Source organism: Curtobacterium herbarum (assembly GCF_016907335.1).
In the GTDB taxonomy this organism is placed as follows: domain Bacteria; phylum Actinomycetota; class Actinomycetes; order Actinomycetales; family Microbacteriaceae; genus Curtobacterium; species Curtobacterium herbarum.
The window spans coordinates 1,348,083-1,362,525 of the sequence record NZ_JAFBBT010000001.1 but is presented as its reverse complement, the minus strand read 5'-3'; the positions used below and the strand labels follow the sequence as shown (position 1 = coordinate 1,362,525).

Annotated in this window: 11 protein-coding genes and 1 rRNA gene; all 12 read right to left on the bottom strand. The window is 67.9% G+C overall.

All coding sequences use genetic code 11. From position 1 onward, the window contains the following. Positions 1–203 precede the first annotated feature (203 nt). The 12 genes from JOD51_RS06585 to ilvD all read right to left on the bottom strand — a co-directional run bounded on the left by JOD51_RS06585 (position 204) and on the right by ilvD (position 14,345). Positions 204–1,733: ribosomal RNA gene (locus JOD51_RS06585) — 16S ribosomal RNA — on the bottom strand. Positions 1,734–2,304: 571 nt separating this feature from the next. After that, on the bottom strand, positions 2,305–3,075 hold the full coding sequence (locus JOD51_RS06580) for a fumarylacetoacetate hydrolase family protein (protein ID WP_111076311.1): 771 nt from the start codon (positions 3,073–3,075) through the stop codon (positions 2,305–2,307). Positions 3,076–3,084: 9 nt separating this feature from the next. Further along, positions 3,085–4,221, bottom strand: a complete 1,137-nt coding sequence (locus JOD51_RS06575) for a branched-chain amino acid aminotransferase (RefSeq protein ID WP_204607553.1) — start codon at positions 4,219–4,221, stop codon at positions 3,085–3,087. Between the two features lie 16 nt (positions 4,222–4,237). Continuing rightward, a complete protein-coding gene (locus JOD51_RS06570; protein ID WP_204607552.1) occupies positions 4,238–5,308 on the bottom strand; it encodes a 3-isopropylmalate dehydrogenase in 1,071 nt (356 codons plus the stop codon). A gap of 9 nt (positions 5,309–5,317) precedes the next feature. Continuing rightward, positions 5,318–6,907 (bottom strand): phosphoglycerate dehydrogenase, encoded by a 1,590-nt coding sequence (serA, locus tag JOD51_RS06565; RefSeq protein WP_204607551.1) that lies wholly within the window; start codon positions 6,905–6,907, stop codon positions 5,318–5,320. 81 nt (positions 6,908–6,988) lie between these two features. Continuing rightward, on the bottom strand, positions 6,989–7,372 hold the full coding sequence (locus tag JOD51_RS06560) for a hypothetical protein (RefSeq protein WP_204607550.1): 384 nt from the start codon (positions 7,370–7,372) through the stop codon (positions 6,989–6,991). Continuing rightward, entirely contained in the window at positions 7,369–7,791 is a 423-nt protein-coding gene (locus tag JOD51_RS06555) for a hypothetical protein (RefSeq protein WP_204607549.1), read from the bottom strand. Before JOD51_RS06555 ends, JOD51_RS06560 begins: the two co-directional genes overlap by 4 nt. 26 nt (positions 7,792–7,817) lie before the next feature. Further along, a complete protein-coding gene (locus JOD51_RS06550; RefSeq protein WP_204607548.1) occupies positions 7,818–9,008 on the bottom strand; it encodes a mannitol-1-phosphate 5-dehydrogenase in 1,191 nt (396 codons plus the stop codon). A 207-nt stretch (positions 9,009–9,215) separates the two neighbouring features. After that, complete coding sequence (ilvC, locus tag JOD51_RS06545; protein WP_204607547.1) at positions 9,216–10,241, bottom strand: ketol-acid reductoisomerase; 1,026 nt, start codon at positions 10,239–10,241, stop codon at positions 9,216–9,218. Positions 10,242–10,286: 45 nt separating this feature from the next. Further along, positions 10,287–10,787 (bottom strand): acetolactate synthase small subunit, encoded by a 501-nt coding sequence (gene ilvN / locus JOD51_RS06540; protein WP_110904691.1) that lies wholly within the window; start codon positions 10,785–10,787, stop codon positions 10,287–10,289. Continuing rightward, complete coding sequence (locus JOD51_RS06535) at positions 10,784–12,604, bottom strand: acetolactate synthase large subunit (RefSeq protein ID WP_111076319.1); 1,821 nt, start codon at positions 12,602–12,604, stop codon at positions 10,784–10,786. Before JOD51_RS06535 ends, ilvN begins: the two co-directional genes overlap by 4 nt. A 46-nt stretch (positions 12,605–12,650) precedes the next feature. After that, on the bottom strand, positions 12,651–14,345 hold the full coding sequence (gene ilvD, locus JOD51_RS06530) for a dihydroxy-acid dehydratase (protein ID WP_204607546.1): 1,695 nt from the start codon (positions 14,343–14,345) through the stop codon (positions 12,651–12,653). Between the last annotated feature and the right edge of the window lie 98 nt (positions 14,346–14,443).

Below are 14,443 nucleotides of genomic sequence, written 5' to 3'. Positions count from 1 at the left end.
TCCCCACCGACCCGTTCCAACCCCCCAACACCGGCACAAGACCGACGACGAGGAACGTACTGAGACCGGAAGACGCGCTCCCGACTGCACTGTCAATGTTCCACCCATGAGCTACCCGTCGGACACGTTCGGTCCGAATCGGGCGCCTGGACCAGCCACTGACCCACCATCACGGTGAACAGCACTGACCAGATGCTCCTTAGAAAGGAGGTGATCCAGCCGCACCTTCCGGTACGGCTACCTTGTTACGACTTAGTCCTAATCACCGATCCCACCTTCGACGGCTCCTCCCACAAGGGTTAGGCCACCGGCTTCGGGTGTTACCGACTTTCATGACTTGACGGGCGGTGTGTACAAGGCCCGGGAACGTATTCACCGCAGCGTTGCTGATCTGCGATTACTAGCGACTCCGACTTCATGAGGTCGAGTTGCAGACCTCAATCCGAACTGAGACCGGCTTTTTGGGATTCGCTCCACCTTACGGTATCGCAGCCCTTTGTACCGGCCATTGTAGCATGCGTGAAGCCCAAGACATAAGGGGCATGATGATTTGACGTCATCCCCACCTTCCTCCGAGTTGACCCCGGCAGTCTCCTATGAGTCCCCGGCATAACCCGCTGGCAACATAGAACGAGGGTTGCGCTCGTTGCGGGACTTAACCCAACATCTCACGACACGAGCTGACGACAACCATGCACCACCTGTACACCGACCACAAGGGGGCGACCATCTCTGGCCGTTTCCGGTGTATGTCAAGCCTTGGTAAGGTTCTTCGCGTTGCATCGAATTAATCCGCATGCTCCGCCGCTTGTGCGGGCCCCCGTCAATTCCTTTGAGTTTTAGCCTTGCGGCCGTACTCCCCAGGCGGGGCGCTTAATGCGTTAGCTACGACACAGAAACCGTGGAAAGGTCCCTACATCTAGCGCCCAACGTTTACGGCATGGACTACCAGGGTATCTAATCCTGTTCGCTCCCCATGCTTTCGCTCCTCAGCGTCAGTTACGGCCCAGAGATCTGCCTTCGCCATCGGTGTTCCTCCTGATATCTGCGCATTCCACCGCTACACCAGGAATTCCAATCTCCCCTACCGCACTCTAGTCTGCCCGTACCCACTGCAAGCCCGAGGTTGAGCCTCGGGATTTCACAGCAGACGCGACAAACCGCCTACGAGCTCTTTACGCCCAATAATTCCGGACAACGCTTGCACCCTACGTATTACCGCGGCTGCTGGCACGTAGTTAGCCGGTGCTTTTTCTGCAGGTACCGTCAAGAACCGAAGCCCCCTTCTTCCCTACTAAAAGAGGTTTACAACCCGAAGGCCGTCATCCCTCACGCGGCGTTGCTGCATCAGGCTTTCGCCCATTGTGCAATATTCCCCACTGCTGCCTCCCGTAGGAGTCTGGGCCGTGTCTCAGTCCCAGTGTGGCCGGTCACCCTCTCAGGCCGGCTACCCGTCGTCGCCTTGGTGAGCCATTACCTCACCAACAAGCTGATAGGCCGCGAGTCCATCCCCAACCAAAAAATCTTTCCACCACCAGGCCATGCGACCAGTGATCATATCCAGTATTAGACGTCGTTTCCAACGCTTATCCCAGAGTCAGGGGCAGGTTACTCACGTGTTACTCACCCGTTCGCCACTAATCACAGGAGCAAGCTCCTGATCATCGTTCGACTTGCATGTGTTAAGCACGCCGCCAGCGTTCGTCCTGAGCCAGGATCAAACTCTCCGTAAAAAATTACAACCAACACCGAAGTGTCAGCGAGTTGATCTTGACTGTTGACTGTCTACTGACAATCTTCAATCCAAAAGGAATTGCTTCATGACCCAATCAACCAAAGCCGACCGGGCACGAGGTCAATAAAATTGGCATTGACAATGTGCACGCTGTTGAGTTCTCAAGGACCAGACGCACTCCCCACATCACACCACGAAGATGATCCGCCAGAGAGGCTGTCGTTCTCGAACCCACCGGATCAACGACACGAGGTCGACATCTGATCGATGGGGTGGTTGCTGGAGGCGGACCCCGTCCGGACTGCGTCTTCCGGGTTGTGCACCCGGTGACCGTCTCGGCCGTTCCGTTCCGCCTCAGCGGCAACGAGTGATTACTCTACACACGGTCCGAGGGCCTGCCAACCGGGTGTCCCGCCCGGGCGTGTCGGCTGCCGAGGCGGGAGAACTCCGCCGGGTGGACCGATCGCCGGACCGGACCCGGGACGGACGGAAGGCCCGACACCCGAGGGGTGCCGGGCCTCCAGGTCGGGAGTCGCGGGCAGGCGCGCGACGGTCGGCACGCATGCCGGTCAGTGGCGAGCGATCACCGGGTTGCGGAGCGAACCGATGCCGGAGATCGTGACCTCCACCACCTCGCCGTCGCGGATCGCGCCGACACCGGCGGGCGTGCCGGTGAGGATGACGTCACCGGGCAGGAGCGTCCAGATCGACGAGATGAACTCGATGAGTGTCGGGATGTCGTGCACCATCTCGTTCGTCGAGGCCGCCTGACGGAGGTCGCCGTCGACACGCGTCTCGATCCGGATGTCCGACGGGTCGATCTCGGTCTCGATGACCGGGCCGAGCGGGCAGAAGGTGTCGAACCCCTTCGCGCGCGCCCACTGGCCGTCCCGTGCCTGCAGGTCACGGGCGGTCACGTCGTTCGCGATCGTGTACCCGAGGATCACGCTGGCGAAGTCCTCCTTCGCCACGTTCTTCGCGAGCGAGCCGATCACGATGGCGAGTTCACCCTCGTGGTCGACGCGCCCGATGTCGGCGGGCAGACGGATCGGGTCCTCCGGTCCGATGACCGAGGTGTTCGGCTTGAGGAACACCACCGGGTCGTCCGCGGTGTGCTCTTCCATCTCCGAGACGTGCTCGGCGTAGTTGAGGCCGACCCCGATGACCTTCGAGCGCGGGATGACTGGGGCGAGCAGCTTCGCGTCCTTGAGGGACACCCGCTCCCCCGTCGTCTCGAAGCCCTGGTACATCGGGTCGCCGGCGAGCACCACCAGTGCGCGCTCGTCGAGGATGCCGTAACGGGGGTCCTCCCCCTCGGTGCTGAACCGTGCGATCTTCACGGGTCGACCCTACTCAGCGTTCGGCGTCGGGTCGGTGAGTCGGACCATCCAGCCGTGCGGGTCGGGACGGCGGCCGTACTGGATGTCGGTGAGCTCCTCGCGCAGCGACATCGTCAGTTCGCCGGCGCCGGTCGTCGGGGAGCCGATCGTGAACCCGTCGCCACGCAGTTCGGCGATCGGCGTCACGACCGCGGCGGTCCCGCACGCGAAGGCCTCGGTGATCGTTCCGTCGGCGACGCCGTCCCGCCACTCGGCGAGGGACACCGCGCGGCGCTCCACCCGGAGGCCGCGGTCGAGTGCGAGCTGCAGGATCGAGTCGCGGGTGATGCCCTCGAGGATCGAGTCCGAGTCGGGCGTCACGAGCGTGCCGTCGGAGCGCACCAGGACGACGTTCATGCCGCCCAGCTCCTCGAGGTACTCGCCCTTCTCGGAGTCCAGGAACATCACCTGCTGGCAGCCGTGCTCGTACGCCTCCTGCTGCGGGAGCAGCGACGCCGCGTAGTTGCCACCGGTCTTCGCCGCGCCGGTCCCACCGCGCGCGGCGCGGGCGTACTGCGTCGAGAGCCAGATCGACACCGGCTCCGGACCCGAGGTGAAGTACGCCCCGGCCGGGCTCGCGATGCAGTGGTACTGCACGGCGTGGGCGGCGCGGACCCCGAGGAAGGCCTCGGTCGCGATCATGAAGGGGCGGAGGTACAGGCTGGTCTCCGGCGCGGAGGGCACCCAGTCCTGGTCGGCGGTGACGAGCTGACGGATCGACTCGACGAACACCGACTCGGGCAGCTCGGGCAGTGCCAGGCGACGGGCCGACCGAGCGAACCGACGGGCGTTGGCGTCCGGCCGGAAGGACCAGATCGACCCGTCGGCGTGCCGGTAGGCCTTCATGCCCTCGAAGATCTCCTGCGCGTAGTGCAGGACACTGGCGCTCGGGTCGAGGGAGAGCGGGCCGTACGGGTGGACCGACGCATCGTGCCAGCCGTCGTCGATCGTCCACTCGACCGTGGCCATGTGGTCGGTGAAGTGCTTGCCGAAGCCCGGGTCGGCGAGGATCTCCTCACGCTCGGCGGCGGCGCGGCGCTCCGGGGAGGGGGTCGTCGAGAAGTCGAGGGCGAAGGGGTCGGTGGTCTCGGTGGTGCTGTCGCTCATGCGGGGGTGACTCCTGTCAGGCCGTGGTGGTGCGTGCGGCGACCGCGGCCCCGGCGATGGCGTCGCCGATCTCGGCGGTCGACCGCCGGGTGGTCCCCCGGTCGGCGAGGTCGCTCTCGACCGCGCGGGTCACCACTGCCGCCAGGTCCGCGCGACCGACGTGGTCGAGCAGCAGGGCGACGGAGAGGACCGCTGCGGTCGGGTCGGCCAGCTGCTGGCCGGCGATGTCCGGGGCCGATCCGTGGACCGGCTCGAACATGCTGGGGAAGGTCGCGTCCGGGTTGAGGTTGCCCGAGGCTGCGAGACCGATGCCGCCGCTGATCGCGCCGGCCAGGTCGGTGATGATGTCGCCGAACAGGTTGTCGGTGACGATGACGTCGAACCGGGACGGCTCGCGCACCATGTGTATCGTGACCGCGTCGACGTGCTGGTAGTCGACCGTCACGTCCGGGTACTCGACGGCGACCGCGGCGACGGTGCGCTGCCACAGGGAACCGGCGTGGACCAGCACGTTGGTCTTGTGCACGAGGGTCAGGTGCCGCCGCGGCCGCCGCATCGCCAGGTCGAACGCGTACCGTACGACGCGCTCGACGCCGTGCGCGGTGTTGATCGAGACCTCGGTCGCGATCTCGTGCGGGGTGTCGACCCGGATCGCGCCGCCGTTGCCGACGTACGGGCCCTCGGTGCCTTCGCGGACGACGACGAAGTCGACCACGCCCGGGTCGGACAGGGGCGAGCCGACCGCGGCGTGCACCTTCGTCGGCCGCAGGTTGACGTAGTGGTCGAACGCGAACCGGAGCTTCAGCAGCAGGCCGCGCTCGATGATCCCGCCGGCCAGACGCGGGTCACGGGGATCACCGCCGACGGCACCGAGCAAGATCGCGTCGTGCTCGGCCAGAGCCGCCGTGTCGGCGTCGGTGAGGATGTCCCCGGTCGCCAGGAAGCGGTCGGCTCCCAGCGAGAACGGGGTCTCCTGCACGTCGAGCTCGCCGTCGGCCACCGCGTGCAGGACCTTCAGCGCTTCGTCGACGACCTCGGGGCCGATGCCGTCGCCACGGATGACCGCCAACTTGAGCGTCTGCGACATGTGGGTCTCCTAGAGCGTGATGTCGATCTCACGCAGCGAGGCCGCGTCGATCGTGGAACGGACGTGCTCGAGGACGTCGTCCGGCACCGGCGAGTCGACGGTCAGCACGCTGAGCGCTTCGCCGCCGGCCGACTGGCGGGCGATCTGCATCGCGGCGATGTTGATCCCCGCCTCGCCGAACTCCTTGCCGTAGACCGCGACGATGCCCGGACGGTCCGTGTAGGCCATCACGACGTGGTGCTTGTCGAGGGCGACCTCGACGTCGTAGCCGTTGATCTCGACGAGCTTCTCGACCTGCTTGGGGCCGGTGAGCGTGCCGGAGACGCTGATCGCCGGCCCGTCCGACTGGGCACCGCGGATGGTGAGCAGGTTGCGGTACTCGGGGCTGTCGGCATCCGTGATCAGCCGGACCGTGACACCGCGCTGCTCCGCGATGAGCGGTGCGTTGACGTAGGAGACCTGGTCGCTCACGACGTCGGTGAAGACGCCCTTCAGCGCGGCGAGCTTCAGCACACTGACGTCGTACGCCGCGAGCTCACCGTGGACCTCGACGTCGATGCTCGTCACCGGGGAGGTGGCCATCGCCGTGAAGACCTGGCCGAGCTTCTCGACGAGCGGGATGCCCGGGCGGACGTAGGGGTCGATGACGCCACCGGCGACGTTGACCGCGTCCGGCACGAGCTCACCGCCGAGGGCCAGGCGGACCGACTTCGCGACGGCGACACCGGCCTTCTCCTGCGCTTCGTCGGTCGAGGCCCCGAGGTGCGGGGTCACGACGACGTTCGGCAGCGACACGAGCGGCGAGTCCTTCGGCGGCTCCGACACGAAGACGTCGAGGCCGGCGCCGGCGATGGTGTTCGCGGTGAGCGCGCGGTGCAGGGCGTCCTCGTCGATGAGACCGCCGCGGGCGACGTTCACGACGAAGGCGGTCGGCTTCATCAGCGCGAACTGCTCGTCGGAGATCATGCCGACCGTCTCGGGGGTCTTCGGCATGTGGATCGTGGTGAAGTCCGCACGGCGGAGCAGGTCCTCGAGCGAGACGAGCTCGACCCCGAGCTGCTGGGCGCGGGCCGAGGTGACGTAGGGGTCGTACGCGATGACCGAGACGCCGAACGCCTGCAGGCGCTGGGTGATCAGGGCACCGATGCGGCCGAGACCGATGATGCCGACAGTCTTCTCGTAGAGCTCGACGCCGGTGTACGACGAGCGCTTCCACGCGCCGGCCGCCAGCGACGCGTGCGCGGCCGGGATGTGCCGCGCGAGCGACAGGATGTGCCCGACCGTCAGCTCGGCCGCGGAGATGATGTTCGACGTCGGCGCGTTGACGACCATCACGCCGGCGGTCGTCGCCGCCTTGATGTCGACGTTGTCGAGGCCGACGCCGGCACGGGCGATGACCTTGAGCTCGGGGGCCGCGGCGATCGCCTCGGCGTCGACCTTGGTGGCGGAGCGCACCAGGATCGCGTGCGCGTCCGACAGCGCGGCGATCAGGGCTGGACGGTCGGTGCCGTCCACGTTCCTGATCTCGAAGTCGGGCCCGAGGGCGTCGACGGTGGCGGGCGAGAGTTCTTCGGCGATCAAGACGACCGGCTTCGACACGACTGCTGTTCCTCACACGAGACGGGTGGTGTACCACCACCCTATCGACGGCCGGACCCGGTTACGACGACGGGAGGCAGGTCAGAGGTCGACGAGGCTCGGCACGTAGAGCTGCAGCGTGAGCCAGAGTGCCCCCGCGGCGGCGAAGGCCACGACGAGCACCGCGGCGGTCACGACCGCCGTGGACCGACGGGTCACCCACACGCCGACGGCGTACGCGAGCGGCGGGACGACGACGTCGAGCACGAGCCACACCCACGGCACCGGGCGCTTCAGCGACGCCCCACCGGCGGAACCGACGAACTCGTTGAACTTCTGCAGCTTGTCCGTGACCACCACGAAGTTGCCGACGCTCTGCGCCGTCATGTAGGCGAACAGCACCGCGAAGACCACCCAGACCACGATGCGCGCGACCAGTGTCTGCGTGGACCGGGACCCGGCGGTGGGACCACCGACGGCGGTCACCCGAAGCTCCGCGTCATGAGGAACGGCCACGGGAAGAGCGCCACCGCGCCGAGCAGCATCCAGAGCAGCCGCGTCCGGGTGCTGCGTGTGCGGGCGACCCAGATCACGACGGCGAACCAGAGCGCCGGCGCGACGATCGCCAGGAAGCGGAGCAGCGTGACGAACCCGGACAGCACCGCGTCGGTCGTCATCAGGTAGGTCGTCGAGGCGGTGAGCAACCAGGCCACCGTGTAGAGCAGGTACAGCCCGCCGAACACACCGAACCCGATCAGGGCACCGGACGTCTCGGGCGCGTCGGGGTCGCGAGTGTCGCGTTCCTTGACGGCGATCGGGTTGTGTGCGGCGTCGACGTGCGTGGTGTCGTCCGCGTCGCCCCACGACAGGGCTGCGTCGTCGTCGTGTTCGCGGGCCTCGGTCATGCCGTCGATTCTACGAGGGTCGCCGCTCATGCCTGGGCGGGCTGGGTCTCGAGGACGCCGGCGACGACGTCGCGGACGGCCGGGAACAGCGGGTGGCCCTCCATGAGCCCCGTGAGGATCTCGGTGAGGGCGTGCGCGGTGGCACCGGACCGGAGCAGGGCGTGCAGCTCGATCGACTCCGGGTCGTCCTGGTCGTCGAACTCGAGTGCGACCCGCACGGCACCGATGAGGTGGTCGACGGGGAGTCCGCGTTCGGCGAGCTGCGCGGCCGGACCGATGAATCGTTCGCGACGGCCGAGCTTCCGGAGCGGGTTGCGGCCGACGCGACGGGTCGTGTCGGGCAGCAGCGGGTTGGCGATGCGGGTGAGGTTCGCCGCGACGTAGCGCGCGTGGTCCTCCGGGTCGAACCCGTGCTTGGCGACGAGCAGCGCGGTCGTCTCCGCGAGCACCCCGTCGACCTCCGCCCGCACGTCGGGGTCCTGGAGGGCCTCCCGGATCAGCCGGATCCCCCGGACCCAGCCGTGGTAGGCCGCGGCGCCGTGCGCCGTGTTGACCGTGTAGAGCTTCCGCTCGACGAACGGCTGCAGGTCGTCGACCCACGTCACGCCGTCGATGACGGGGTGTTCGGAGCCGGTCCCGGCGAAGGGCGTGCGTTCGATGACCCACTCGTAGAACGGTTCGAGGACGACGTCGAGGCCGCCGGACTGCCCGAGCACCCCGGACTGGTCCGGGACGATCCGGTCGATCGCGCAGTTCGCGAAGACGGCGGCGATGTCGCGGTCCTCGAGGATCGGTGCGCGACGGATGCTGGCGTGCAGCGAGTCGGTGGCGTTGAACGCGTTCTCGCAGGCCACGATCGTGACGTCCCCGCGGTCGAGCGGGCGGGCCGCGAGCCCTTCGGCGATGAGCGGGGCCACGAGCGGGAGCGTCCGCGCGCCGACGGCCGTGGTGACGACGTCGGCGTCGGCGATCGCCTGCACGACACGCGCACGGTCGGTCTTGCTGTTCAGCGCCCGGAACCCGTGGACCTCGTGCTCGACCGGCATCTCGCCGACCTCGTGCACCACGAAGCGCCCGGCTTCGTTGAGGGCCGACACCACGCGCTCGTCCACGTCGACGAACGTCAGGTCGTAGCCGCTCGCCACGAGGAACTGGCCCACGAACCCGCGCCCGATCTTGCCGGCGCCGATGTGGACCGCTCGTCTCGTCACCGCCATCCGACGATCATCCCATGCTGATCGGTGCGCGCGAGCCACCCTGCGGACGAGCCGGCGGGGTCGGCGACGGAGCGCGTCGCCGCGCTGCACGGACGTCCTCGGGAGACGTCGGGGTACTGGAGGAGCTGTTGCATCGTGTCCGGGTCACATCGAGAGGCGGCGGTGCAGAGCACCGCCGCCTCGCGGGTCGAGCTTGTCTCAGGCAGACTACCGCGCAGCCGAACCGTCGACGTAGTCCGAGTCACCCTGCTTCCAGGCGAAGAGCTTGCGGAGCTCACGGCCGGTCGCCTCGACCGGGTGACCCTCGCCCTTCTCGCGGAGGGCGGTGAACTCCGGTGCGCCGGCGTCCTGGTCCTCGATGAAGCGCTTCGCGAAGGCACCGTTCTGGATGTCCGCGAGGACGGCCTTCATGTTCTCCTTGACGTCGGGCGAGATCACGCGCGGGCCGGAGACGTAGTCACCGAACTCGGCCGTGTCGGAGATGGACCAGCGCTGCTTGGTGAGGCCGCCCTCCCAGATCAGGTCGACGATGAGCTTGAGCTCGTGCAGGACCTCGAAGTAGGCGATCTGCGGCTGGTACCCGGCCTCGACCAGGGTCTCGAAGCCGTACTGGATCAGCTGCGACGTGCCACCGCAGAGGACGGCCTGCTCACCGAACAGGTCGGTCTCGGTCTCCTCGGTGAAGGTCGTCTTGATGCCGCCGGAGCGCAGGCCGCCGATCGCCTTGGAGTACGACCAGGCGAGGTCCCACGCGCTGCCGGAGGCGTCGACCTCGACCGCGACGATGACGGGGACGCCACGGCCAGCCTCGTACTCACGGCGGACCGTGTGGCCCGGGCCCTTCGGGGCGACGAGCGACACGTCGACGCCCTCAGGAGCCTCGATGTAGCCGAAGCGGATGTTGAAGCCGTGGCCGAAGACGAGCGTCGCGCCCGGCTGCAGGTTCGGGGCGATGTCGTCCTTGTAGACGATGCGCTGGACCTGGTCCGGCGCGAGGATGACGACGACGTCCGCCCACTTGGTGGCGTCGGCCGGCGTGTGGACCTCGAAGCCGGCCTCCTCGGCCTTCTGGCGGCTCTTCGAGCCCTCCTTCAGGCCGATCTTGACCTCGACGCCGGAGTCGCGGAGGTTCAGGGCGTGGGCGTGGCCCTGCGAGCCGTAGCCGATGACGGCGACCTTCTTGCCCTGGATGAGGCTCAGGTCGGCGTCGGCGTCGTACACGATGTCAGTCACGGTGCGTGGTCTCCTTCGTTGTGGGGTGTCTGGGGCGACCGGTGCTCAGCGCACCCGGTCGGTGATGCTCTTCGGTCCGCGGCCCATGCCCAGGAGCCCGGCGCGCGCCAGCTCCTTGATGCCGTAGGGCTCGAGGACGCGCAGGATCGCCTGGATCTTGCCGGGATCACCGGTCACCTCGACGACGAGCGAGTCGGTGGCGACGTCGACGACCTGCGCCCGGAAGAGCGTCACGGCGTCGAGCACCGCGGACCGGGTCTGGTTGTCGACCCGCACCTTGACGAGCATGTGTTCGCGCTGCACCGACTGGGGGAAGTCGAGCTCCACGATCTTGATGACGTTGACGAGCTTGTTGAGCTGCTTCGTCACCTGCTCGAGGGGAAGGTCCTCGACGTCGACGACCACGGTGATGCGGCTCAGGCCGTCCACCTCGGTGTTGCCGACGGCCAGGGACTCGATGTTGAAGCCGCGTCGGGCGAAGAGCCCGGCGACGCGGGTCAGCAGACCCGGCTTGTCCTCGACCAGGAGGGACAGGACGTGGCTCATGCGGGCTCCCCCGTCATGTCGGCGTCCTCGTCGTCCCACGTCGGGGCGAGGTCGCGGGCGTACTGGATGGACGAGTTGCCGATCCCCTGCGGGACCATCGGCCAGACCATCGAGTCGCGGCTGACCACGAAGTCGATGACCACCGGGCGGTCGTTGGTGTCGAGCGCGAGCTGGATGGCCGCGTCGACCTCCTCCGGCTTCTCGACCCGGATCCCGAGTGCGCCGTACGCGTCGGCGAGCTTCACGAAGTCCGGCACCCGACGTGTGCCGTGGCCGGTCTGCAGGTCGGTGAACGAGTGGCGGCCGTCGTAGAACAGCGTCTGCCACTGCCGCACCATGCCGAGCGACGAGTTGTTGATGATCGCGACCTTGATCGGGATGTCGTTGATGACGCAGGTCGCGAGTTCCTGGTTGGTCATCTGGAAGCAGCCGTCGCCGTCGATGGCCCACACGACGCGGTCGGGCTGGGCCACCTTGGCGCCCATCGCGGCCGGGACCGAGTACCCCATCGTGCCGGCGCCGCCGGAGTTGAGCCACGCGTTCGGGCGCTCGTACTGGATGAACTGCGCCGACCACATCTGGTGCTGTCCGACGCCGGAGGCGAAGACGCCCTCCGGTCCGGTCATCTCGCCGATGCGCTTGATGATCGCCTGCGGTGCGAGGAGCCCGTCGGTCGGCTCGGTGTAGCCGAGCGGGAAGTCCTCGAGCAGCTGGTTGAGGTGTGCCCACCAGTCGGCCGTGGAGGCCCGCTGGTCGACCGGTACGTCGGCCCACGCCGCCACCAGGTCGACGAGCACTTCCTTCGCGTCGCCGACGATCGGGACGTCGGCGTACCGGATCTTCGAGATCTCGGCCGGGTCGATGTCGACGTGCACGACCTTTGCGTCCGGGGCGAAGTCGTCGACCTTGCCGGTGACCCGGTCGTCGAAGCGGGCACCGAGGGCGATGATGAGGTCGCTCTCCTGCAGCCCGAGCACCGCGGGCACCGTGCCGTGCATGCCGGGCATGCCGAGGTGCTGCGCGTGCGAGTCCGGGAAGGCACCGCGGGCCATCAGGGTCGTGACGACCGGGGCGCCGGTGGCCTCGGCGAACGCCAGCAGCTCGGCGGAGGCACCGGAGCGGATCACACCGCCGCCGACGTAGAGCACCGGGCGCGACGACTCGGCGAGGAGCTGTGCCGCGGCGGTGATCTGCTTGCCGTGCGCCTTCGTGACCGGGCGGTAGCCGGGCAGGTCGAGCTTCGGCGGCCAGATGTACGGCGCCGACTTCTGCTGCGCGTCCTTGGTGATGTCGACCAGCACCGGGCCGGGGCGACCGGTCGTCGCGATGAGGTGCGCGGCCGCCAGGGTCGCCGGGACGTCCTCGGGCTTCGTGACCAGGAAGGAGTGCTTCGTGATCGGCATCGTGATGCCGACGATGTCGGCCTCCTGGAACGCGTCGGTGCCCATCAGCGTCGAGAACACCTGGCCCGTGATCGCGATGAACGGCACCGAGTCCATGTAGGCGTCGGCGATCGCGGTGACGAGGTTCGTCGCCCCGGGGCCGGACGTGGCGATCGCGACGCCGACCTTGCCGGACGAGGACGCGTAGCCCTCGGCGGCGTGACCGGCCCCCTGCTCGTGCCGGACCAGGATGTGGCGGATCGTCGTCGACGCCATGAGCTCGTCGTAGAACGGGATGATCGCGCCGCCGGGCAGGCCGAAGACGTCGGTGATCCCGAGGTGCTCGAGTGTGCGGAGGACGGCGCCCGAGCCGGTCAGGACCTCGGGCGATCGACGTGCTCCGGCAGCGGAGCGCGGTGTGGCTTCCGTGGGCATGAAGGGTTCCTTGCCTGGAGGGATGGCGATGGTGCGGGTGTCGACGTCAGCCCGTGACCGCGCCGAGGGCGGCGGACTGGACGAGCTTGGCGTACTTCGCGAGGACTCCGCGGGTGTAGCGCGGGGGCAACGGGGCCCAGCCGTCACGGCGGGCTTCCAACTCGGCGGGGTCGACCAGTAGGTCGAGCGAGCGAGCGGGGATGTCGACACGGATGCGGTCGCCATCGCGCACGAACGCCACTGGACCTGCGTCCACGGCTTCCGGTGCGATGTGGCCGATGCAGAGGCCGGTTGTGCCGCCTGAGAATCGACCGTCGGTCAAGAGTAGTACATCCTTGCCGAGGCCCGCGCCCTTGATGGCCGCCGTGATGGCGAGCATCTCGCGCATGCCCGGGCCGCCCTTCGGACCCTCGTAGCGGATGACGATGACGTCACCCTTCTGGATGCGCCCCTCGGTGAGGGCGTCCATGGCGGCGCGCTCCCGGTCGAACACCCGGGCCGGGCCCTCGAACACGTCGGCGTCGAACCCGGCGGTCTTCACGACGGCGCCCTCGGGGGCGAACGAGCCCTGCAGGATCGTCAGACCACCGGTGGCGTGGATCGGGTTGTCGAGCGTGCGGAACACCTGGCCGTCGAGCTGCGGCGGGTCGATCTCGGCCAGGTTCTCGGCGACGGTCTTGCCGGTCACGGTCATGCACTCACCGTGCAGCAGGCCGGCGTCGAGCAGCGCCTTCATGACCACGGGGATACCGCCCTGCTGGTCGATGTCCTTCATCACGAAGCGTCCGAACGGCTTCATGTCGGCCAGGTGCGGGACCTTCGAGCCGATGCGGTTGAAGTCGTCGAGGGTCAGTTCGACCTCGGCCTCGTGCGCGATCGCCAGCAGGTGCAGGACGGCGTTCGTCGAACCGCCGAGCGCCATGAGCACCGTGATGGCGTTCTCGAAGGCCTCGCGCGTCAGGACGTCACGGGCGGTCAGGCCCAGGCGGAGCATGTTCACGACGGCTTCGCCGGACCGGTGCGCGTAGTAGTCGCGGCGGCGGTCGGCGCTCGGCGGCGCGGCGGACCCCGGCAGCGACATGCCCAGCGCCTCGGCCAGGCTCGCCATGGTGTTGGCCGTGTACATGCCGCCGCAGGCGCCCTCACCCGGGACGATCGCACACTCGATCTTCTTGAGCTCTGCTTCGCTCATGGTGCCGGCCTTGCACGCGCCGACGCCCTCGAAGGAGTCGATGATCGTGACTTCCTTCATCGTGCCGTCGTCCTGCTTGACGTAGCCCGGCATGACCGAGCCCGCGTAGAGGAAGACACTCGCCAGGTCCAGACGCGCGGCCGCCATCAGCATGCCGGGCAGGGACTTGTCGCAGCCGGCGAGCAGGACGGTGCCGTCGAGCCGCTCGGCGTTCACGACGGTCTCGACGCTGTCGGCGATGACCTCACGCGAGACGAGCGAGAAGTGCATGCCCTCGTGGCCCATCGAGATGCCGTCGGAGACGGAGATGGTGCCGAACTGCAGCGGGTAGCCGCCGCCGCCGTGGACGCCTTCCTTGGCGCCCTGGGCGAGCCGGTCGAGGGACAGGTTGCAGGGGGTGATCTCGTTCCACGACGAGGCGATGCCGATCTGCGGCTTCTCCCAGTCCTCGTCGCCCATCCCGACGGCCCGCAGCATGCCACGCGAAGTGGTTGCTTCGATCCCGTCGGTGACGACCCGGCTGCGCGGCTTCACGTCGATGTCAGGCATGTCCAGAGTCTAGGACCGTTTGGGATACCAATGGCGCACCACCATGCATCCGCATGCTGTTCTGCCTGATGGTCCTCCAAGACACCGGTGACGGGAGG